Annotated in this window: 19 protein-coding genes; 11 read left to right on the top strand and 8 right to left on the bottom strand. The window is 42.6% G+C overall.

Going from position 1 to position 21,375, the window contains the following annotated elements:
* Positions 1–2: 2 nt before the first annotated feature.
* Both CAN34_RS02770 and CAN34_RS02775 read left to right on the top strand, forming a co-directional pair.
* On the top strand, positions 3–950 hold the full coding sequence (locus CAN34_RS02770) for an AEC family transporter (RefSeq protein WP_254423058.1): 948 nt from the start codon (positions 3–5) through the stop codon (positions 948–950).
* Positions 951–1,035: 85 nt separating this feature from the next.
* Positions 1,036–2,064 carry an ornithine cyclodeaminase family protein gene (locus CAN34_RS02775; protein WP_089554347.1) on the top strand — a complete coding sequence of 343 codons (1,029 nt, stop codon included), beginning with the start codon at positions 1,036–1,038 and terminating at the stop codon, positions 2,062–2,064.
* Positions 2,065–2,238: 174 nt separating this feature from the next.
* On the opposite strand, the gene CAN34_RS14195 is transcribed toward CAN34_RS02775, so the two are convergent.
* Positions 2,239–2,385: a hypothetical protein gene (locus CAN34_RS14195; protein ID WP_165767601.1), complete on the bottom strand. Its 147-nt coding sequence runs from the start codon at positions 2,383–2,385 to the stop codon at positions 2,239–2,241.
* A 48-nt stretch (positions 2,386–2,433) separates the two neighbouring features.
* Positions 2,434–3,435: an LLM class flavin-dependent oxidoreductase gene (locus tag CAN34_RS02780; protein ID WP_089554348.1), complete on the bottom strand. Its 1,002-nt coding sequence runs from the start codon at positions 3,433–3,435 to the stop codon at positions 2,434–2,436.
* A gap of 405 nt (positions 3,436–3,840) precedes the next feature.
* On the opposite strand from CAN34_RS02780, the gene CAN34_RS02785 reads away from it, so the two are divergent.
* Complete coding sequence (locus CAN34_RS02785) at positions 3,841–4,047, top strand: molybdopterin-binding protein (RefSeq protein WP_089554349.1); 207 nt, start codon at positions 3,841–3,843, stop codon at positions 4,045–4,047.
* 131 nt (positions 4,048–4,178) lie between these two features.
* Here the strand turns inward: CAN34_RS02785 and CAN34_RS02790 are convergent, their stop codons facing one another.
* The gene (locus CAN34_RS02790) at positions 4,179–5,108 is read right to left on the bottom strand and encodes a LysR substrate-binding domain-containing protein (protein ID WP_089554350.1); all 930 of its coding nucleotides are present in this window, start codon (positions 5,106–5,108) and stop codon (positions 4,179–4,181) included.
* Between the two features lie 482 nt (positions 5,109–5,590).
* Between CAN34_RS02790 and CAN34_RS02795 the strand changes: the two genes are divergently transcribed.
* From CAN34_RS02795 to CAN34_RS02815, 5 genes are all read left to right on the top strand, one after another.
* Positions 5,591–7,282, top strand: coding sequence for an MFS transporter (locus CAN34_RS02795; protein ID WP_089554351.1), 1,692 nt, complete (start codon positions 5,591–5,593; stop codon positions 7,280–7,282).
* 48 nt (positions 7,283–7,330) lie between these two features.
* Positions 7,331–8,206 (top strand): peptide chain release factor N(5)-glutamine methyltransferase, encoded by an 876-nt coding sequence (gene prmC, locus CAN34_RS02800; RefSeq protein ID WP_089554352.1) that lies wholly within the window; start codon positions 7,331–7,333, stop codon positions 8,204–8,206.
* 77 nt (positions 8,207–8,283) lie between these two features.
* The gene (locus tag CAN34_RS02805) at positions 8,284–9,081 is read left to right on the top strand and encodes a HesA/MoeB/ThiF family protein (protein ID WP_089554390.1); all 798 of its coding nucleotides are present in this window, start codon (positions 8,284–8,286) and stop codon (positions 9,079–9,081) included.
* A gap of 75 nt (positions 9,082–9,156) precedes the next feature.
* On the top strand, positions 9,157–10,512 hold the full coding sequence (locus CAN34_RS02810; protein ID WP_089554353.1) for an AarF/ABC1/UbiB kinase family protein: 1,356 nt from the start codon (positions 9,157–9,159) through the stop codon (positions 10,510–10,512).
* Positions 10,513–10,618: 106 nt separating this feature from the next.
* Complete coding sequence (locus CAN34_RS02815) at positions 10,619–11,878, top strand: YbfB/YjiJ family MFS transporter (protein ID WP_089554354.1); 1,260 nt, start codon at positions 10,619–10,621, stop codon at positions 11,876–11,878.
* On the opposite strand, the gene CAN34_RS02820 is transcribed toward CAN34_RS02815, so the two are convergent.
* A complete protein-coding gene (locus CAN34_RS02820) occupies positions 11,875–12,363 on the bottom strand; it encodes an Lrp/AsnC family transcriptional regulator (protein WP_089554355.1) in 489 nt (162 codons plus the stop codon). The two genes, CAN34_RS02815 and CAN34_RS02820, sit on opposite strands and share 4 nt — an antisense overlap.
* A 243-nt stretch (positions 12,364–12,606) precedes the next feature.
* Here CAN34_RS02820 and leuA point away from each other — a divergent pair, with 243 nt between their 5' ends.
* Both leuA and CAN34_RS02830 read left to right on the top strand, forming a co-directional pair.
* Complete coding sequence (leuA, locus tag CAN34_RS02825; protein ID WP_089554356.1) at positions 12,607–14,400, top strand: 2-isopropylmalate synthase; 1,794 nt, start codon at positions 12,607–12,609, stop codon at positions 14,398–14,400.
* A 245-nt stretch (positions 14,401–14,645) separates the two neighbouring features.
* Positions 14,646–15,260 carry a hypothetical protein gene (locus CAN34_RS02830; protein ID WP_089554357.1) on the top strand — a complete coding sequence of 205 codons (615 nt, stop codon included), beginning with the start codon at positions 14,646–14,648 and terminating at the stop codon, positions 15,258–15,260.
* 111 nt (positions 15,261–15,371) lie between these two features.
* Here the strand turns inward: CAN34_RS02830 and accC are convergent, their stop codons facing one another.
* From accC to CAN34_RS02850, 4 genes are all read right to left on the bottom strand, one after another.
* Positions 15,372–16,733 (bottom strand): acetyl-CoA carboxylase biotin carboxylase subunit, encoded by a 1,362-nt coding sequence (gene accC, locus CAN34_RS02835; RefSeq protein WP_079691934.1) that lies wholly within the window; start codon positions 16,731–16,733, stop codon positions 15,372–15,374.
* A 153-nt stretch (positions 16,734–16,886) separates the two neighbouring features.
* Positions 16,887–17,315, bottom strand: a complete 429-nt coding sequence (gene accB, locus CAN34_RS02840; protein ID WP_079691933.1) for an acetyl-CoA carboxylase biotin carboxyl carrier protein — start codon at positions 17,313–17,315, stop codon at positions 16,887–16,889.
* Positions 17,316–17,578: 263 nt separating this feature from the next.
* Positions 17,579–18,946 carry an MATE family efflux transporter gene (locus tag CAN34_RS02845; RefSeq protein WP_089554358.1) on the bottom strand — a complete coding sequence of 456 codons (1,368 nt, stop codon included), beginning with the start codon at positions 18,944–18,946 and terminating at the stop codon, positions 17,579–17,581.
* A 345-nt stretch (positions 18,947–19,291) separates the two neighbouring features.
* Positions 19,292–19,786 (bottom strand): EVE domain-containing protein, encoded by a 495-nt coding sequence (locus tag CAN34_RS02850; protein ID WP_089554359.1) that lies wholly within the window; start codon positions 19,784–19,786, stop codon positions 19,292–19,294.
* A gap of 229 nt (positions 19,787–20,015) precedes the next feature.
* Here CAN34_RS02850 and hemW point away from each other — a divergent pair, with 229 nt between their 5' ends.
* The gene (gene hemW, locus CAN34_RS02855) at positions 20,016–21,323 is read left to right on the top strand and encodes a radical SAM family heme chaperone HemW (RefSeq protein ID WP_089554360.1); all 1,308 of its coding nucleotides are present in this window, start codon (positions 20,016–20,018) and stop codon (positions 21,321–21,323) included.
* The last annotated feature ends 52 nt before the right edge of the window (positions 21,324–21,375 follow it).

Consider the following 21,375-nt stretch of genomic DNA (forward strand, 5'->3'; position numbering starts at 1 on the left):
CTATTTTATTCGCGATTACGATTGTTATGCCCAACCTTTTTTTAATGGGGTTGGGTTTTTTTATGCAAAGACGCGGCGAAGCCAGCCAAGCGTTTATTAATCAAGCGTCAAATTTTGTATTTAATTACTGTTTACCTTGTCTACTATTTTTTAGTGTGGTCGATAGTGATGTCGATTATGCCAAGCAAGTCGTATTGATAGCCGCTGGCATTGTTGTTACCTTTATTTTATATATTGGTTCTGAGCTGTATGCCAGTCGCTTTATCAGTGCGCCTGCAGATCAAGGCGTCTTTGTACAAGGGGTATTCCGCAGCAATATGGCCATTATTGGTCTTGCAACCGTTGCCAATGCTTATGGGGAAATAGGGCTAAGTATCGGCGCGGTATACATGGGCATTGTGACGATATTATTTAATATCTTAGCCGTTATTACCCTTAGTCGTGTGTCCAAAAATGCAAACGATACTTGGATTAGTCGCATTGTCTTAATTGTCAAAAAATTGGCTACTAATCCGCTTATGGTGGCACTGATCGCCGCTTTTGCTTATAAAGCTTTTTCCTTACCGCCAATAACGGGCGTTCTTCATATTACTGGTGATTTGCTCGCGGCAGTTGCCTTACCCTTAGCGCTCATTTGCGCAGGTGCGAGCATTGATCTGAAATCTATGCTCAGCCCTTCAGGGATATCGATGCAGGCGAGTATAGGTCGCATCGTCATCGCGCCGCTGATAGCCATCGCGGTAGGGCTTAGTTTTGGACTAACAGGTATGCACATGGGCGTACTATTTTTAATGGCAGCCGCACCGACAGCCGCTGCAAGCTATGTCATGGCAAAAGCAATGGGTGGCAACGATATTTTAGCGGCCAATATTTTAGGGTTCACTACCGTAGTGGGAATGTTTGGTATGGCAATTGGAGCCGGTATACTACGCGGAATGGGGCTGATGTAGCAGGGTGGTTTAAACAACAAGTAAACCTTATAACAATAAATCAATTAATGAATGAATGAATGAATTAATAAATGGAGTCATTATCATGCAATGGTTAAATAAAGAAACCGTCACCAAACACTTAACGATGCAAGCGACGATTGATACGATTGAAAAGCTGTTACATTTGCAAGCTGAGCATCCTAATTGGGCCAAAGCACCAGAACGTTTGGTCATTGAGACTTTTAGTGATAATGATAAAAATAGCACAGGCTCGCATTTATCGATGCCTGCGACTATTTATGATGGCACGCAAGAATATACGGCGGTGAAATTGGTCACTATTTGCCCTGACAATCCCAGTCGTAATCTGCCAACCACGACGGCGATTATTACGGTGTCGGACAATGCAAATGGCGAGATTCTAGCGGTGATGGACGGTATCTATATCACGCAGGTACGTACGGCAGCATTATCAGGTATTGCGACCAAATATATGGCACCCGATGACTGTCAAAGCGTGGCAGTGGTTGGTTGTGGGGGCATGGCCTATGAGCAACTACATGCTGTGCTTACTGTGCGCCCTGAGATTAGAGTAGTTTATCTTTGGAATAGAAGCATGCAAGGGGCAGAGAGTTTTAAAGCTCAATTTGCTCGTGATTATCACCAATGGGATGTGGTTTTAAAGGTTTGTGAACAGCTTGAAGATGCTATTAAAGACGCAGATATTATTAATCTTGCGACTCGTTCTGATAAAGGTTTATTTAGCACCGAGCAAATCAAACCGAATGTGCATATCAATGCGGTAGGAGCGTATTTGCCATCGATGAAAGAAGTCAGTAATGAAGTCATCGAAAATAGTAGCATGATCGTCGTTGATGATTTAGTAGGTTGTCGCCATGAAGCAGGGGATCTAATTCAAGCTTATAAAGCTGTTGATTGTACATGGACATGGGATGATCTGAGCGGTGATTTGCAAGCGCTGGTGACAGGCGCGTTAAAACAACAAACAATGAAGTCTGATAAAGGAATGACCTTATTTAAATCGGTCGGTGCAGCAAGCTTTGATGCCGCAGTGGCCATATACATTACGCAACTGGCTCAGCAGAAAAATCTTGGTACTGTTCTATTTTAGATACGGGGCTCTCTTAAAGGTTTGTCTCTCCTAAATATTTAACATGCGCTGGTAATAAATAGTCGCTTTCATTGGATAATTATCAAAAGTCAGCTCTAAAAAAGCCTCCTATTCTTATATAAATAGGAGGCTTTTACGACTATATAAAAAATTATATGAACGATAATATATTGACTAACGACGATTATCACGCTTCTCTTCGCGGCGTTTTTTGCCGCGAGGACTAATACTATAAGTAAAATAGCCGGCAACAATCATAACTGCAATAAAAGCCAAGATATATAAAAATATTGATGAACCAATAGCAGCAGAGGGTTCCATGACCGTAATCCCATTAAAGTTTATCTATAATTATGCGAGCGTAATGATCTATTGTAAAGTAAACAAATTTAGCTGAGCTGTAAGTTCAAGTGAGCGCAAACGTGCTGCCTGATCATAGACGTTAGCAGTGACAATCAGCTCATCTGGTTGATAGGTAGCAAGAAACGCAGCAAGCTTTGGCTTGACGGTTTCAACAGAGCCGATAAACGACACCGACAAAGCGCTATCGACCATCATTTTCTCAGCAGGGCTCCAGATACTATCCATATCATGGGTTGGCTTTGGCATTTGACCCATTTCACCACGGCGCAAGCGCACAAAACTCTGCTGTGCTGAAGTAAAGTGATAATGGGCGGTGGCATCATCGTCCGCAAGCAATAAATTTGCCGCTAGCATGACGTAAGGCTTCTCTAAATAAGCTGATGGTCTGAATTGTTCGCGATAAGCTGTGATGGCTTGAGTAAGCATTTGCGGCGCAAAGTGCGAGGCAAACACATACGGTAATCCCAAATGCGCCGCTAAGGTCGCACCAAATAATGAAGAACCCAATATCCAAATAGGGATATTAGATTTTGCACCTGGAAATGCCTGTACAGGACTATCATCGGTGCCATTGCCCAAAAAGTACATCAACTCTTGAACATCTTGTGGAAAGCGATCAGCATCTTGCATTTGCCGACGTAACGCCTGAAAGGTTGCGCCATCCGTACCAGGGGCGCGTCCTAAACCTAAATCTACGCGGTCGCCATATAAAGCTTGCAAAGTACCAAACTGCTCAGCAATAACAAGTGGTGCATGGTTTGGCAACATCACGCCGCCTGCGCCAATGCGTATATGCTTGGTCTTAGCACCAATATGCGACAGCAATACCGAGGTCGCTGCGCTAGCAATGCCCGGCATATTATGATGCTCTGCCATCCAATAGCGGTTTAAGCCAGATTTTTCAGCCTGCTGCGCTATCTCAACCGTTTGGGCAATACCTTCAGCGATGGTTTTGCCAGTAGGAACGGGGGCTAAGTCCAAGAAGGATAAGGGAATGTGGTTACTCATAAATCACCTATTTTTAGATACCATATGGTTAATGGTAGTATTATTTATTATAGAATCATGTGGTTATAATATTTAGCGGATATTTTTATTTTGAAATCTGTTTCGTTGTTAGGAGCTTTTTTGCAATCTACTAAGAATGAAACAGGTGCTGAATGATTCACATCTCCTATAATGGGGTGATTGAACGAGATATAAAGCGCATATTTATATTGGTAACAAATCTCACCATTTAATAACGCCTAAATATTTTAAAAGCACTGAGACGCTGCCTATTTTTGACAGAAGGTAACGACTACGAGTATAGTCATATCCATTCGAATTAAAGACTGATTAATTTTTGCTTCGAATGCACGATTGATATTAGATTTTTAAAAATTATAATGACTCATTGTGAAAGGTAACTACATGAATATTTCAGCAAGAAACCAGCTTAAAGGTACGGTAAAAGAAATTAAAACGGGACCTGTGTCTACAGAAGTGGTTATAGACGTAAATGGTGTAGAAGTTGTTTCTAGTATCACGACAGGATCTTCAGATAGTTTGAATCTGAGTATCGGAGATGAAGTAGTCGCTATTATCAAAGCCAGTAGTATCATGGTTGGTAAAGAATAACTCAGCAAGTACAATAGCTTATCAGTATTTGAAAACAGCTATAAAAAAGCACTCAAGGTTTTAATCTTGAGTGCTTTTTTTGAATTATGTTTTAATTTTATATAAAGTTTTAATATTCATTTTTATGAATGTTATTGACTAAATTGTTTTTGACACAGCTCCATAAACGCCCGTCCATATTGACGAATTTCTGCATCATCACGTACCGCCATCCAACTGGTAAAGCGCCCAAAATGATCGACTGGAATGGCCGTTAGATTCTGATAATGGCTTGGCTCAAAAGCCATCTCCGCGATAATACCAATACCTAAACCCAAGCCAACATAAGTGCTAATGACATCGGCATCAAGTGCGGCCAGTACAATATCAGGCTCAAGACCTGCATCGCTAAAGGTTTTGTCAATGGCGCCGCGCCCTGTAAAGCCGCCGTGGTAAGTCACGATTGGATAGCTGGCAAGGGTTGGCAAGTCGATAGATGTTAGCCCTGCAAGCTCATGATCGCTTGGTACGATGACCCGATGTGTCCAGTCGTAATAGCGATAGCAGCGCAGATAGTTATTGTGCAGCAAAGACTCGGTTGCAATGCCAATATCGGCTTGCCCGCGTATCACCATCTGTGCGATGGTTTCAGGATCTGCCTGTTGTAGGATGAGATTAACCTTAGGAAAGCGCTCTTTAAACGCTTTAACGACTTCTGGTAATACATAACGCGCCTGAGTATGAGTCGTGGCAATCGTCAATGTACCAACATTTGGATTATTAAAGTCTAGGCTTAAATTTTCAATCGTACGAATTTCAGCAAAGATAGACTCAATATGTGGCATGAGCGCGGTGCCCATCGTCGTAAGTCCGGTTAATCGTTTGCCTTGCCGAACAAATACTTCGGTTTTGAGCTGATTTTCAAGAGCAGCAATATGCTTTGATAGACTTGATTGACTGGTATGCAGCACCGTTGCTGCTTGACTTAAGTTATAGCCATTGATTACTGTATGCCACACCGTCTCCAACTGCTTGAGTTGAATTTGCAGATGCCGCTGATTAACCACTACGTCGATTGCCATCACTTGACCCTATTGTATAAATATACAAACCTTGTCTGTATATAAAAATAAAAACGTACAAATATTCAATAAGCAGCTAGTGTAAATCAAAGCTATTATTCTTGTATATAATAAATAGCTATCAATTTATAGTAATTAGGAATATAGAAAGATATTTTGATATCATTTAGGGTGATAAAAATCATTAGGCTAAAGACTATTAATCGAATTGGTGATAATGCAAGGTTATGATACACGCCGTTACGATCGTGAAATATAGGATGCAGCTCAGCGCTACCATCAAAAAGTTAATGCAAAAATATCTAGTCAAGGTAGACGTTCTCAAGTACCATAATTCAATTTTGCAGCAAATGTCATTTTCTTTGTACAGATTTAGGCAATTTTTATCCCAATTGTATTGATATCATAAGTGCACTCGATATAATTTTTGGCTAAAAAATAGCCCACTGTCGTATTTTTTCTAAAATTTTTGGTGAGTTATTATGTCTGCTGTCCAATCTATACCGCCTAATCCTCCAGTCGCCAAAAAACCATGGGGTGAGGCGGCTAAAGCCTATCTTGACCGCCGCGCGATGATCATGTTGTTCTTGGGATTTTTCGCCGGCATTCCTATTATGCTGATTTTCTCCAGTCTGTCATTGTGGCTGCGCGAAGCAGGGATTGACCGTGGCGTAGTGACGATGTTTAGTTGGGCAGCACTCGGCTACTCGTTTAAGTTTATTTGGGCGCCTTTGGTCGATGCGGTGCCGTTGCCGATATTGACCAAACTACTGGGTCGTCGGCGTGCTTGGATATTGGTCGCACAGTTAATGATTATTTTGGCGATTTGTATCATGGCGAGTGTTAACCCGATTACTGAGGATAGCTTAACGCTGATGGCAGTTGGTGCGGTACTGCTTGGGTTCTCATCAGCGACGCAAGATATCGTGGTTGATGCTTACCGTATTGAGCTAGCACCGCCTAGTCTACAGGCTGTGCTGTCTGCCATGTATGTCGCCGGCTATCGTATCGGCATGATTGTGGCGGGTGCTGGTGCATTGTATTTGGCTGACTATTTTGGTTCCACCGAAGCTTTATATAGCTATGAGGCGTGGCGTAACACCTATTGGGTTATGGCAGCAGTCATGGGAGCGGGGGTGGTAACCACCTTGATTATTCGTGAGCCTGCTATTAGTCAGGTGCTCACTGCCAATACATCAGATGGCGATCAGCTTCAAATGCCTCGCAAAACGTCAGACTACGCGCGTTTATTTTTAGTATTTGTTTTATCTGTTTCTGGTTTTGTATGGGCATTTATTACCGCTGGTTCGCTCCTGCCAGAAACTGACAGCGCAGTATTTGGATTCTTATTAGAGGTCGTACATCTGGCCTTGAGCTTAGCCGCTGCTTTGATTATTGGTTATGGTTTAGTAAAAGCGGGTGTGGTAAAAAAACAAATGGCGATGCAGATGTGGATTGAGCCCATTGCTGATTTCTTCCGGCGTTATGGTAAAAAAGCACTGCTATTGTTGGCGTTAGTTGGACTCTACCGTGTCTCTGATATTGTCGCTGGGGTTATCTCTAACGTTTTTTACTTAGATATGGGCTTTACTAAGATTGAGATTGCCAATGCGGTGAAGTTATTTGGGGTCATTATGGCCATTGCCGGTGGCTTTTTAGGTGGGTTATTGGCACAAAGAATGCGCATCATGCGTGCCATGATGGTTGGAGCAATCCTCGCCTGCGTGACCAACCTACTATTTGTGCTATTGACTTATCATCCAGGTAGTTTGCCTTATATGTATTTGGCAGTGAGTCTTGATAATTTGGCCGCTGGTCTTGCCAGTGCGGTGTTTATTGCCTTTTTATCAGCACTGACTTCGATTCGCTTTACCGCCGTCCAGTATGCAATTTTTTCTTCATTGATGACTTTATTACCTAAGGTCTTGGGTGGTTATTCTGGCACTATCGTTGATAATACCAATTATCAATTCTTCTTTATGTTTACCTTTTTAATTGGTATTCCCATTCTTGCACTGATTTATTATGTTGATAAATATATCGTGATTGGTGACAACGATGATATTTATGGTGACGGTGACGACGATAATAGTGGTGGTAATAAAGGTGTTGAGTTAACCAAAGCCAATCCTAATTTAGCCAGCACTAATGAGCCACCGCGCGCGGCAGAATAGGGTGCGGCTTATAACAAAGAAAATGCATATAATTATTAAGAATCATTTATGACAGTGCCTAAAGTACCAGACATGACAATACAGCAAATCAAACAGCAAGCAGCGCAAACGGTGAAATATCTAGCTGTGCCACCGTTTTGGATAACGGATTGGCTATTACATGTCATCGATAAGCCAGCGATATTTTTAATGACTGATTATGGCTATCAGCTAAGTGATAGTGAGGTTGAGCGATTTAATAGCGGCGTGATCAAGATGCAACAGGGTACGCCATTGGCTTATTTAACGGGCACACAGGCGTTTTGGTCGCTTGATTTTACCGTTAATGAACATACCTTGATACCTAGACCGGATACTGAAGTGTTGGTTGAGCAAGTGCTGCTTTGGATAAAAAATCAGCCGATTAGTAATACCACTAAGCGACTATTAGATTTGGGCACTGGTTCTGGTTGCATTGCGATTAGCCTTGCTCATGAATTAAAAAAAGCAAGCTGGCAAGTGGTCGCGGTCGACTTTTCGCTAGAAGCGTTAAAAGTTGCCCAGCATAATGCAGTCATCAATGATGTTGCTAATATTGAATTTGTGCGCGGCAGCTGGTATCAGGAGCTGCCTATTGATAATGATAAATTATTCGATGTGATTGTCTCAAATCCGCCATATATTGATGAAGCGGATGACCATTTGGCAGGTTTGCTAGCAGAGCCTATCAGCGCTTTGAGTGCGCCCAATCATGGTTTGGCTGATATCGAACATATCGTGCATGAAGCACCGAAATATTTAAGAGCAGGCGGGATACTGGCAATTGAGCATGGTTTTGATCAAGGGCTTGCTGTTCGCCAAGTATTTGCTGACAATCACTTCGATGACATACAAACGATTAAAGATTTTGGTGGTAACGATAGGGTGACGCTTGGTCAAATCTAGAGATTGGTTCTTATGATGACCTGATGTTATATACGCCCTAATAAGATGTTTTTCAATAATAAGTTTTGGTGATGAATATGGCGCAGTCGTTACAGGCAGGGCAATTATTAGATGAAGAGCTACTGCGTTATGCCCGTCAGGTATTACTTGATGGCTGGGATATTGACGCTCAACTACGATTGAAGTCATCTCGCATTGTTATGATAGGCGCAGGCGGTCTAGGCTGTCCTGCTTCTGAGACTTTAGTTCGAGCAGGACTTGGGCAGGTTCATCTGATTGATGATGATGTGATTGAAGCGAGTAATTTACAACGGCAAACGCTATTTTTACCTGAAGATATTGGTAAGCCTAAAGCGCTGACAGCTGCGCAAATGTTAGAGAGGATTAATCCTTTAATCACAGCGCGTGGCACAGTGGCGCGATTGAGTGAAGACAACGCTTATGAGTTACTTGATATGGCGTCCGGTAAGCCAAATCTATTGTTAGACTGTACGGATAATTTTGCCACGCGCGATATCATCAATCGTATCAGCGTACGCTATCAAATTCCGCTACTGTCTGCTTCAGCGATTGCGATGCAAGGCCAGTTGGCATTGTTCGAGCCGCATCTAAATACGGGGTGCTATCATTGCGTGTTTGGTTCAGTGGTGCTTGATGCCGAGGCTGATGAGCGTACTTGTGCCAATTCAGGGGTGCTCGCCAGTACCACTGCTATCATGGGCAATTTGCAAGCCAATGCCGCTTTGCAATATCTAGGCTTAACCAAAAATCCACTGACAAATAAACTGTTAATATGGGATGGTAGCCAGATGCAGCAACGGCTGATGGGCTATCGGAAAGATGCAGAATGTTCCATCTGTAGCGGCTATCATTGATTGGTAACGGTTTAGCTTTTATCACTTATTATTATCCATTCTCAAACATCCTTTTTATGACCATAGTTGTTTTTTATGAAAATTCATCGTCCGCATTTATTAAAGCATACCTTTAATGTCGTTAACCGTGTTCGTCAAACGGCAAGTGTCGCTGGTCTGTCCGCGCTTAGAGTGGCAAAGGGCGAAAAACCTGATGCTATGCTGCTAAAAGAAACCTTTGAGCAATTGGGCACGACTTATATCAAGATAGGCCAGTTTATTGCCAGTACGCCGTCATTATTTCCCCGTGATTACGTGCAAGCGTTCCAGAGCTGTTTGGATCAAACCACGCCGCTATCCTATGCTTATATTGAACAAGTATTAAAGGAAGAGCTAGCCGTTAATGGGTTAACGCTTGAAGATACGTTTGCGCATATCGACTCAAAGCCGCTAGCGTCAGCTTCTATCGCCCAAGTCCATGCTGCGCGTTTGCATAATGGCGATGAAGTTGTCTTAAAGGTGCAGAAGCCTGGCGTTGAAACCATCATGCAGACGGATTTAGGCGTATTGCATGGCGTGACTAAGTTAGTTGAACTGCTGATGCCATCGATGAGATTTGCCAGTATTGCACCAATTATTGATGAGATTCGTCTACGTATGCTTGCTGAGACAGACTTTATCGCTGAGGCACAAAACATTCGCGACTTTCAGCAGTTTTTGGCAGTATCAGGTAATACACGCGTAGTGGCGCCAAAAGTATATGAAACGCACACTACCAAGCGTGTACTGACCATGAGTCGCTTATACGGTGTCTCAATGGTGGATGAAACTTTGATGCGTCAGTATTGTACTGATCCAGCACAAGTGATGGCGGATACGCTAAATACCTGGTTTGCAAGCCTCATGTTGTGTAATAGCTTCCATGCCGATTTGCACGCGGGTAACTTGATGCTATTGACCGATGGACGCATTGGCTTTTTAGATTTCGGTATCGTCGGTAAGCTAAAGGCTGAGAGCTGGCGTGCGTGCATGGGTATGATGCAAGCAATGCAGGACAATAACTACCAAGCAATGGCGCATCATATGATTGACATGGAAATGACCCATGGTGGTAATCAGGTTGATGTGGTGGCATTGGGTAACGATTTGCAGCGTATGATGAAAAGTATCATGGCAGAAGATAAGGCCTTTACCAGCGGTATCCCTTTTAATACCAAAGAGCAGGCTGACGAGCTCAATACCATGATGCTTGAGATTGTCGACGTCGGCAAGCGCCATGGCATTCATTTCCCGCGTGACTTTGCCTTATTGACCAAGCAGATGTTATATTTTGATCGTTTTATGCGTACGCTTGCGCCTGATATGGATATGTTTAGCGATCAGCGCGTACAGATGTTAGGACAAGCAGAGACATTTGATCAAGCGAATCCTCCAACGCTGGATGTCTCGTAGGATTCAATACCGTATTTAATACTTTTTCAAATTAGCGGTTTATCACTGCTTTTGATTGCTTTTAACACAAAGGATTGTGTGCTCATTGCCACAAAATGGCTCCGTCATGATGACTGCTCTCAAAAGTCGTGCTTTTATTATCATCACTAATGAAACGGCCATCGCTTGGATAGGTCTGTATTGTTTAGCAGTAGTGATGGGGTTTGGACGGTTTTTATTTACCGCCACCTTACCTGATATTATGATTCAATTATCGCTATCGACGACTATTGCAGGTTGGATGGCATCGGTCAATTATAGTGGTTATTTTATTGGCGCGCTCATTGCGATGTTTGTGCCGCATCGTTTGACATGGCAAATGCTGATGGTGTGGACGATAGTCAGTGTCATCACGACAATGCTATTGGTTGTACCGAATATGTCATTAAAGCTATGGTATGTCATTCGGCTGTTTTCTGGGATCGCAAGCGGTGTAACGATGATTTTAAGCTCATCGTTAGTGATTCAGAGCTTTAGTAACGAGCGCCGCTCTGTACTTTCAGCCTTACATTATGCCGGTATTGGCGTCGGTATTAGCGCTTCTGCCATACTGACGTGGTGGTTATTAACGCTTGGCTACCATTTCAATGTGATTTGGCTGGTGGCAGGTATCATTAGTCTACCGCTATTATGGTTGCTTTATGCCATACGTCCAACCAGTCTTAGTGCTTCTCAGCCAAATAATAATCAAATATCCTCAATTCGCCAAACCTATCTTAATTTTAAGCGCTCTCTATACGAGGCAGCGGCTGGCCATACTAAGCCTATTATATTATTGTCGGCAAGCTATGTGCTTGCAGGCTTTGGTTATATTACTTCTGCCACTTTTTTGCCGGTGATGGCAGCTCAGCGCTTGACGACACAAACCTATGCTGGACTACTAATTTGGCTGGTTGTTGGTGTTTTTGCCATGCTATCAAACCCTATTTGGGGCGCACTTGCCAAGCGAATTGGTGAGACCAAAACTTTAATGGGCTTAACGTTACTACAAGCGTTTGGTATGTATTTACCTATATGGTTTGATGGGGCTATTGGCTTATATGGTAATGCCGTTATTTTAGGATTAACCTTTGTCGGTATGGTGTCAATGACGCTCATTTTGATTAAAAATATCAATCCTGCTTATTCTAACTTATTGATGGGACTGGCGACTTTGGCCTATGCGCTCGGGCAATTCATAGGACCACTGGTAACGGTGGCACTGGCTGGGAAAAATGATAATTTTAATGCTGGATTATTGGTCGCTGCTATAGGACTATTGATAGGATTGGTTTTAGTGTGCTTCTTTCGTCGTCAATCCCAACCAGAGCAACGAACGACTGCTTAAACCACGCTGCGGTTAAACACTTCACGTAGCTCAAAACTGGTATGCACTTGAGCCACGCCTTCGATACGATTCAGCCGATGTAATAAAAACTCCTCATAATGGGCCATATCGCGTACGCGTACTTTAATTAAGTAATCTTCTGTACGACCGGTGACGATGCTACAGCTCATCACTTCATCGAAGCTTTGAACTTTACGCTCAAACTGCTCAAAGCGATCAGCGGTATGTCGATCCATACTGATGGCGATGAATACGGCTAAGGGATAGCCCAGTTTTTGTGCATCGGTTTGAGTATGATAGCCGGTAATAACACCGCTATCTTCCAAGCGTTTAATACGGCGCGCACAGGGTGTCGCAGATAGATTAACGCGCTCAGCAAGCTCAGTAATACTCATGCGTGCTTGGGTCTGTAATAAGCGTAATAGCTGTCTGTCCGTCTCATCGATATCAGTCGGCAATTGGCTGTTGGAATGGCTATTTAGCATATATTATTCAATATTTGGTGGATTAATACAATTATATCTATAATAATAGCGTTTATCACTAAAATAATAGCGATATATGTAAAATAAAACAGCTTTTCACTTTATTAACTTTGTTATTATAATGGCATAAACTCATATTATCTCGTATCATAAAATCTGATTTATTAGCTCATTTACTAAACTTATTTACCAAAAATATAATTTGTTAGAAATATAAACTGCCATCTCATCTAAGGATTGATCATGTCTGAACAAGCCACACGCACCATACAAGCTGCGCCTGCCGCACCTGCGACAGTAACGCCAAAACATACCGCGTTCGATTATAAAAAGTATCGTCCTTTTGCATTTGCGCCATCGTTGCCAGATCGCACATGGCCGAGTAAAACGCTTGAGAAGTCGCCAATATGGGCAAGTGTAGATCTGCGTGACGGTAACCAAGCCTTAATTGATCCGATGACTATCGAACAAAAAATGCGCTTTTTTAAGACTCTGGTTGGCGTAGGCTTTAAAGAAATTGAGATTGGTTTTCCATCGGCCGCGCAAGTTGAGTTTGATTTTGCTCGTAAATTGATTGAAGAAAATCATGTGCCAGATGATGTGACCTTGCAAGTGTTGGTGCAAGCTCGTGAGCATTTGATTGCCCGTACTTTTGAGTCATTGAAAGGTGCCAAGCGTGCCATCGTTCACGTCTATAACTCAACATGCCGCATCCAACGTGAAAAAGTATACGGTAAGGATAAAGCTGAGATTAAAGAGATTGCGATTACTGGTGCTAAATTATTGGTTGAATATGCTGCCAAATATCCGGAAACAGAGTGGGTATTCCAGTATTCACCTGAGAGCTTTAGCCAAACTGAGACTGAATATGCCGTCGAGGTCTGTGATGCCGTTTGTGATGTTTGGAAGCCTGAACATGGTCAAGAGGTGATTTTAAACTTGCCAGCGACTGTTGAAGCGTCAACGCCTAACGTATTTGCTGACCAAGTCGAGTATTTTTGCCGTAACCTTGCCAAGCGTGAGCATGTGACGATCAGTTTGCATACTCATAATGACCGTGGCTGTGCAGTGGCTGCTGCTGAGCTAGGGGTGCTTGCTGGCGCTGATCGTATCGAAGGCACGCTTTTAGGCAATGGTGAGCGTACCGGCAACATGGATATCATGGTCATGGCGATGAACTTGTTTAGCCAAGGTATCGATCCTGAGCTTGATTTTAGTAACATGAGTGAGATTGTGCAGGTGGTTAGCGAGTGCAATAACTTACCAGTACACCCACGCCATCCGTATGTTGGTGAATTGGTATTTACTGCCTTTAGTGGCTCTCATCAAGACGCTATCAAAAAATGCCTTGATTATAATGAGAAACATATCGAGCAGACCGAAAACGTTTGGGATGTCGCTTATTTACCGATTGATCCAGCGCATATTGGTCGCAGTTATCAGGATGTGGTACGTATCAATAGCCAATCTGGGAAAGGTGGTGTCGCTTATATTCTTCAACGCAATTATGGTTTCAATCTACCGCGCTGGATGCAAATTGACTTTAGCCGTGTGGTACAGCATCAAGCTGAAACGGCTGCCCGTGAACTACAAAATGATGAAATCTTACAAACCTTTGAAAACACTTACTTACAGCAAGGTAGCTTTGAGTTATTAGATTACAGCGTCAATAATAAAGGTGGTGAAGTTTACTTTAACGGCCAAGTACAGATGAATGGCGAGACTATTACCATTGATGGAACAGGTAATGGTCCACTATCTTCATTTATTGATGGACTTGCTCAGCATACCGGTAAGTCAATACATGTCATTAACTACGCTGAGCACGCGATTAATCCGCAGCATAATAGCGTTGACGGTATCGATGATGATACTAATAGCGACAATAAAACCAATGCCAACGCTGCGGCTTATATTCAGCTAAATGTTGATGGTGAGGTTTATTCAGGTATCGGTACTTGCAGCAGCACCGTATCAGCGATGCTTAAAGGGGCATTGTCCGCCTTTGCTCAAGCAGTTAGTACATCCGCCGCTTAGCATCTGATTATCCAATTTTAGTATTGGATTCCATAACGTCATGACTCGTTGCGATTAGCAAATAAGAGCCATGGCGTTATTTTTTTTAATTTTTGAAGACTCATTAATTTATGTGCTACTGTGACGCTTATCAGATAGGCGTTAAAGCTTTAATAGCATAATGTTACTTGTGTTTTTAGTGACTAAGACTTACGCTAATGTACATATATCTCATTATTATAATACTATAAATAAAAAGGTTAATTATGGAACCTATCTCATTTGCTTCATTTTCATTAGCAGCTATTTTAGCGTCACTGCCAGTAAATGGCGAAGTAGTTAGTAAGCCGACTATTACCACCCATATCAGTCCTGCGATTGCTGGACAGTGGGAAATCGATCTAAATAATAATATCACGATGACCAAAGAAGCTGAAGCTAGACAAGCGGCATTAAAAGACGTAAAAAATATAGAAAGTGACGAGCCTAAAATAAGTGCAGGTGAGGGACTACTGACACAAAATGAAAAGCGTATCATTAATATTCAGCCGAATACCAGTAAAAAACTTATGGCCTCTGCAGCGAAATCAAATCAATGCCGTGAGCTATATAATTTTGCTGCTGACAATGAGATGTGGTCGGTAAGTGGCAAAGAGCGTACGTACGGTCGCTACTTAGTCACGCACCGTGAAGAAGGATTACCCATTATTGCTATCAAGACGGTATATGATAACAATGAGGTAGATTGCTCAGGCAATCAGGTAGACCAGACTGATGAGGCGCTGATTGCCTTTTTAAACCATGATGGTAATCAGATGCAGTGGTGTGCTGACCCTGATGGTACAAAATGCTTTATGAACTTCAAAAGAATTTTGCCCTAATAAGGTTTTTTTCGTTAAATAGCACCATTTATAACAATCTTAATTGGTCTGCATTAAAAAACCGCTATCTGACAGATAGCGGTTTTTTATCAATCAAGACATTTCAGCAGATTATGAATCTGCTTTTGCTTTATTGGCAGTTAGCATTTCTCTTTCAAGATAATGAATATTTTGTGCTTCTTCAATAAAGTTTTTATCTGCCAAAATTACATCACGATGCATGGGGATATTGGTTTTGATACCTTCAATAACCAACTCATCAAGTGCATGTAGCGTTTTAGAGATCGCTTGCTGGCGTGTCTGACCATGACAGATGAGCTTACCAATCAATGAATCATAATAGCTTGGAATCTCATAACCAGGGTAAAGATGAGAGTCAAAACGCACGCCGGCGCCACTTGGTGCAAACAATTGCGTGACCGTACCTGGTGAAGGCATAAATGTGGTCGGATCTTCAGCATTAATACGGCATTCGATAGCATGACCTTGAATCTCAATCTCACTTTGACGATAGGACAGACCGTAACCTGCAGCAATTTTTAATTGCTCGACTACTACGTCGATACCCGTAATCATCTCAGTAACAGGATGCTCAACCTGAACACGAGTATTCATCTCAATGAAGAAGTATTCATTATTCTCAAATAAAAACTCAAACGTTCCAGCACCGCGATACTTGACTAGCTGACATGCTTTGACGCAGGCTTCCAAAATTGGCTGACGAACATCGTCAGGGATATCAGGGGCTGGCGCTTCTTCTAATACCTTTTGATGGCGACGTTGTAATGAACAATCGCGATCATAAAGATGAATGGCGTTACCGTTACCGTCGCCAAGTACTTGCACTTCAACGTGGCGCGGATTTTGTAGATAACGTTCCATATACACAGTATCGTCGCCAAACCACAGCTCAGCTTCTTGTTTTGCCGCTTGTACTTGACCGATAACTTCTTCAAAGCGCTCAACGACACGCATACCGCGACCACCGCCACCAGAAGCTGCTTTAATTAATAACGGAAAACCAATATTGCGCGCTTGCTCTTCGGCATTATGAAGCGTGACAGCACCTACAGAGCCCGGTACGGTTGGTACACCTGCTTTTTTCATGGCATTAATAGCAGAGACTTTATTACCCATCAAACGAATATGATCAGCGTTAGGTCCAACGAAGGTCAACCCTGCTTCTTCGACGCGCTCAGCGAATTCAGCATTTTCAGCCAAAAACCCATAACCGGGATGGATAGCGTCCGCACCTGATATCTCAGCCGCCGTCAAGATAGTATTAATATCAAGATAGCTTTGATTGGCGTTAGGTTTACCAATACAGATGGCTTCATCAACAAAGCGCAAGTGCATCAAGTTTGCATCAGCCGTAGAGTAGACGCCTACGGTTTCAATACCAAGGGCTTTGCAAGCTCGAACGATACGTAGGGCAATCTCACCTCTATTGGCGATGAGCAGTTTTTTTATCATGGGGTCATCCTTGTCGAAGCGGCGTTTATTGATAGAGTCGCTATCTTTGGCATCATAGAATTTAGCTACAGTACATTAAGCGAACTCAAGTTACGTTGCCGTATGAATGATAACGAGTCTCAATCATAACGAAGTAAAGTATGGCGAATATCGTTAAGCTTTATAGCGGACGATAGGTTGGCCAAACTGTACAACGTCAGAGTTATTGACTAAGATTTCGTCAATGACACCACTTTGAGTCGCTTCAAGAGGATTCATGATTTTCATCGCTTCAATAATGCCAAGCGTATCACCAGCTTGTACTTTTTGTCCCACCTTGATAAATGGCGGATCATTAGGGCTAGGGGCTGAATAATAAACACCAACCATCGGCGACGTCTCAACGCTACCAGCTTTGACGGCTGCTTTTGCTTCAGTTGCAATAGGGGCAGCGCCGGCAGTAGGAGCGGCCATCATCGTTGGTGCTGGCGCATCATAGTGACGAGTTAAACTGATGTGTTCATCATCTGAGCTGATTTCTAAATTCACCAGTTCACTTTCTTCCATGAGGGCGATTAGGGTGCGTATTTTTTCAATATCCATAATTTTAATTTTGCCTTGTACTAAATTCGAGAAAATAGTGTAACTAAATATTGTGTAGATAATTGCTAATGATACCTATATTCACGGCAATGAGCAATCGATGTACAGTTGTTAACTGAATTTTTTTACATATTATGACGTAAGCACTCTTTCGAGTAAGAAATGCTTAATGATTTATCATAGTCTATGTGGTTAAGTAGCGCTAGTCATGATTAACAGATACTAGGTTTGTATAATAGGTTTGGATAAATAATATCTAATGATTAACCCCACATCGCCGTCAAGCGCTTTTGTTGATAGAGCAGACGCAATGTAAGCAAAATAGAGGATAAAAATAGCCCAGTAATTAATGCCATCCAAAAACCCTGCGGGCCAAGATCCGTGAAGCGTACTAAGTAAACGCCAAGCGGCAGAGCGACTATCCAATAACAAAATAGCGTGACCCACATTGGTACAGTCGTGTCTTGCATACCGCGCAATATACCAGCCACATTAACTTGCCAGCCATCAAATAACTGATAAGCCAATGCAAAGATAAGTAAGTGCATGGCTTGTGCTCGTACGATTGGATTGTCGGTGAAAGCTGCTGCCAATTGTGGTCTAAATAACCAGACACCGAGCATACAAGCGAAGGCAATCACTACTGTCCATATGAGACCCGTGGCTTGCACTTGACGTAATGCCAAGAGGTTTTTTTCACCGAAGCGATTGGATATCATGATTGTCAGTGCCATAGCGACCGATATGGGTATCATAAACAGCTGCGAGGTCACTGATAATGCCACTTGATGCGACGCGGTTGCCAGCGCACCTAATGGACTAATCACCAGCGCACCTAAGCTAAATAAGCTTGCTTCAAAAAAGATAGAGATACCAATAGGAATACCAAGTTTCAGTAGTTTCTTTATTTGTGCACGATTGGGGCTGGCAAAACCATAAAAAAAGCGAGTGCTGGCAAATTGCTGACGTTTAGTGAAGCTGGTATAAGCAGCAAGTAATAAGACGTTTATCCATAATACAATTGCAGTTGCAACCCCGCAGCCGGCACCGCCCATCTCAGGCATTCCAAATAAGCCATGGATAAATATATAGTTAAGCGGAATATCTGCGAGCAGACCAATGATGCTAATAACAGTTACTGGTTCAGGACGCCCAAGCGCTTCGCAATAACTACGTAGCACGGCATATATGGCCATAGCAGGAAAGCCAAATGATACGCCATGTAAATACTGCGTCGCTATCGGTTGGATATTTTCAGGGACGCCCATTATGCCAAGGATATTTGGTGCTAAATTAACAATAATAAAGCCAAGAATACCAATTACGCTAGCCGCCCATAAAGATTGCTGGGTGATATGGGGTACTTGGTTATGTTTATTTTGACCAATTGCCTCACCAATAAGAGGAGTGGTGGCAATTAAAATACCGGTGGCTAATAAAAACAGAGGCAGCCAAATACCAGAACCAACAGCCACAGCAGCCAAGTCGAGCGCGGAGACTTGACCGGCCATAATGGCATCGACGACACCAAGCGCAGCTTGGCAGAATTGGGTAATTAAGATGGGGAGCGCGAGCACGCCTAGGCGTAAGCTGTAGCTTTTAAAATCTCTAAAAGATAATGGGAAAAACATAATGAGCAACTTTTTATTCTTTGCGGTAATTATTATTGATGAGCAAATACTGCCATCAATAAATCAATAGTGAGACAGTAAGGTAGGAGTCGTGCCGACGATAATACTCCGATAAATAATATGAGCAAGCCCCTTCTTAACAAGAATATGCAGGCAGAGTATGTAAATAAAATCGATGACGCTAAAATAAAAATAACCCGTCAATTCAAATAATGAATTAACAGGTCATAAGTAGAGATAATGGTAAAGAAGCAAGAGTATGATGTCAATGTTTTAGAGGCGTTTGATGAATTTCATTTATGGTTTTTCCTAACATTTTAATGTTTATGATCGACGCATTAGCAGTTAGATGGAATCCACCTCATCCGCTATCAGATCAAGCGTTTCAGCCATATCCATAATCGCGTGCCAGTGCTTGGGTTCAAGCGGAAGGATGGTTAATTGCTCACAGCCTTTTCTGAGTAATAAAGAATCCTCAAGCGCAGGCAAAAATTTAAGCTCTGATAGTGGCAGTATATCGGTAAACGCCTGCTCAAAAGTCACATCTACCATATACCAGCGCGGCTCCTCTTCAGTCGCTTTGGGATCATAGTGCCGATGTTCAGGATGAAACTGGGTCGTGTCAGCGTAGCCTGCTTTGCTGATGATCACGATACCAGCGACACCAGAAGGTCTAGCACTTGAATGATAAAAAAAGGCCTTATCGCCTGCTTTCATATCATCACGCATAAAGTTACGGGCGCGGTAGTTACGTACGCCATCCCACATCTCTGTTCCTGCGCGTTGTAGGTCTTTTATATTAAAACATTTTGGATTGGATTTTATCAGCCAATAGGCCATTGTCTTTATCCTTTTAATGATTGCTTATCATTCATTATCGTTTTATGCAGTAATAGTGGTTGTTAGATATTTTGCCTGTAATAGAACGCCGTTAACATGAGTGTTTGTTACTGGTTTTGTTATTGATACGCTTTTATTTAAGATACCCTTTTTTTTCGGACGCTTAGCCGTTATCCTAGCGATACTTTCTGCTACTGATAGCTGTTACTCATTTATAGATAGACCGATTATGTCAAATATCAAATCTGTTCACTTTTCCAATAATCTGAGCGCTTTTAATCATTCTACTGCGAGTGCGATAGAAGTAAGCGACATTCCATTGGCGCTGTATATCCACATCCCGTGGTGTGTGAAAAAATGTCCTTACTGTGATTTTAATTCGCATGAGCTACCGATTGACAGTCAGTTGTCCATGTATGACGAGTACGTCGATGCGCTATTACTCGATGCCGCAGCGCAGCAGTCATTAACCCAAGGGCGAGAAGTCAGCTCGATATTTATCGGTGGTGGCACACCGTCGCTACTTCCTATGGCGCAGTATCGGCGCTTATTTTCTGGATTGCGAGCATGTTTTAATTTTGCCAATGATATTGAAATCACCATGGAAGCCAATCCAGGCACCCTTGAGCATGCACCCTTTGCTGAATATTTAGATGTGGGCATCAATCGTCTGTCTATCGGTGTACAAAGCTTTTCTGCCGAGCAGCTAACAACATTGGGGCGTATTCACGATCCCAAACAAGCATTATCAGCGATTAAAGCAGCTCGTGCGGCTGGGTTTGAGCGCGTCAATGTTGATTTGATGCATGGTCTACCGCAGCAAACCTTGAATGAAGCAATAAACGATATCCAGACAGCACATGATGCCGGAGCGACTCATATATCTTGGTATCAGCTGACCATTGAGCCTAATACGGTCTTTTATCGCAGTCAGCCAATCTTACCCGATGAGGATAGCTTAGCTGATATTGAACAGGCGGGTCAGACATTACTACAAAATTTAGGCTACCACAATTATGAGGTGTCGGCGTGGGCTGGCGCGTCAGATAAGCCGTGCCGTCATAACGTCAACTATTGGCAGTTTGGTGACTATTTAGCGATTGGTGCAGGCGCGCATGGTAAAGTAACTGTGAATAACGCCGCTGCTGAAAAAATAACCATTAGCGAAGTGGCTAGTGAAAAGTTGGCAGAGGTGGGTATTTATCGCTTTAGCAAATCACGGATGCCGAAAGATTATATGGACTATCAAGACGCGCCTCACCACAATGAAACAACTGAAGAGTCACCAAAAATGGTGGGCTGGCAGACGATTGCCAGTGATGAACTGGTTAGTGAGTTTATGCTGAATGCGTTGCGTTTGCATGCTGGTGTGGCATGGTCGTTATTTGAGGCTCGCACAGGGCTGAGCTATGACAGCATTGCTATACAAGTGAATAAATTAATACAACAAGGCTTACTGATGGATGATGCTGAACAGTTACAGCCGACCGCATTGGGCAGAAGATACCTCAATCAGATTTTAAGAGAGTTTTTGTAATATCATTTTGTAATATTATACTGAAAGCTTTGATTTCTTCGAATAGACTAAA

The sequence above is a fragment of the Psychrobacter sp. DAB_AL32B genome, assembly GCF_002224105.1.
In the GTDB taxonomy this organism is placed as follows: domain Bacteria; phylum Pseudomonadota; class Gammaproteobacteria; order Pseudomonadales; family Moraxellaceae; genus Psychrobacter.

What these genes read in the sequence shown, in the direction of transcription:
- CAN34_RS02775 (WP_089554347.1), top strand. Translation starts at nt 1,036, where the DNA reads ATGCAATGGTTAAATAAAGAAACCGTCACCAAACACTTAACGATGCAA.
- CAN34_RS14195 (WP_165767601.1), bottom strand. Translation starts at nt 2,385, where the DNA reads ATGGAACCCTCTGCTGCTATTGGTTCATCAATATTTTTATATATCTTG.
- CAN34_RS02780 (WP_089554348.1), bottom strand. Translation starts at nt 3,435, where the DNA reads ATGAGTAACCACATTCCCTTATCCTTCTTGGACTTAGCCCCCGTTCCT.
- CAN34_RS02785 (WP_089554349.1), top strand. Translation starts at nt 3,841, where the DNA reads ATGAATATTTCAGCAAGAAACCAGCTTAAAGGTACGGTAAAAGAAATT.
- CAN34_RS02790 (WP_089554350.1), bottom strand. Translation starts at nt 5,108, where the DNA reads ATGGCAATCGACGTAGTGGTTAATCAGCGGCATCTGCAAATTCAACTC.
- CAN34_RS02795 (WP_089554351.1), top strand. Translation starts at nt 5,591, where the DNA reads ATGTCTGCTGTCCAATCTATACCGCCTAATCCTCCAGTCGCCAAAAAA.
- prmC (WP_089554352.1), top strand. Translation starts at nt 7,331, where the DNA reads ATGACAGTGCCTAAAGTACCAGACATGACAATACAGCAAATCAAACAG.
- CAN34_RS02805 (WP_089554390.1), top strand. Translation starts at nt 8,284, where the DNA reads ATGGCGCAGTCGTTACAGGCAGGGCAATTATTAGATGAAGAGCTACTG.
- CAN34_RS02810 (WP_089554353.1), top strand. Translation starts at nt 9,157, where the DNA reads ATGAAAATTCATCGTCCGCATTTATTAAAGCATACCTTTAATGTCGTT.
- CAN34_RS02815 (WP_089554354.1), top strand. Translation starts at nt 10,619, where the DNA reads ATGATGACTGCTCTCAAAAGTCGTGCTTTTATTATCATCACTAATGAA.
- CAN34_RS02820 (WP_089554355.1), bottom strand. Translation starts at nt 12,363, where the DNA reads ATGCTAAATAGCCATTCCAACAGCCAATTGCCGACTGATATCGATGAG.
- leuA (WP_089554356.1), top strand. Translation starts at nt 12,607, where the DNA reads ATGTCTGAACAAGCCACACGCACCATACAAGCTGCGCCTGCCGCACCT.
- CAN34_RS02830 (WP_089554357.1), top strand. Translation starts at nt 14,646, where the DNA reads ATGGAACCTATCTCATTTGCTTCATTTTCATTAGCAGCTATTTTAGCG.
- accC (WP_079691934.1), bottom strand. Translation starts at nt 16,733, where the DNA reads ATGATAAAAAAACTGCTCATCGCCAATAGAGGTGAGATTGCCCTACGT.
- accB (WP_079691933.1), bottom strand. Translation starts at nt 17,315, where the DNA reads ATGGATATTGAAAAAATACGCACCCTAATCGCCCTCATGGAAGAAAGT.
- CAN34_RS02845 (WP_089554358.1), bottom strand. Translation starts at nt 18,946, where the DNA reads ATGTTTTTCCCATTATCTTTTAGAGATTTTAAAAGCTACAGCTTACGC.
- CAN34_RS02850 (WP_089554359.1), bottom strand. Translation starts at nt 19,786, where the DNA reads ATGGCCTATTGGCTGATAAAATCCAATCCAAAATGTTTTAATATAAAA.
- hemW (WP_089554360.1), top strand. Translation starts at nt 20,016, where the DNA reads ATGTCAAATATCAAATCTGTTCACTTTTCCAATAATCTGAGCGCTTTT.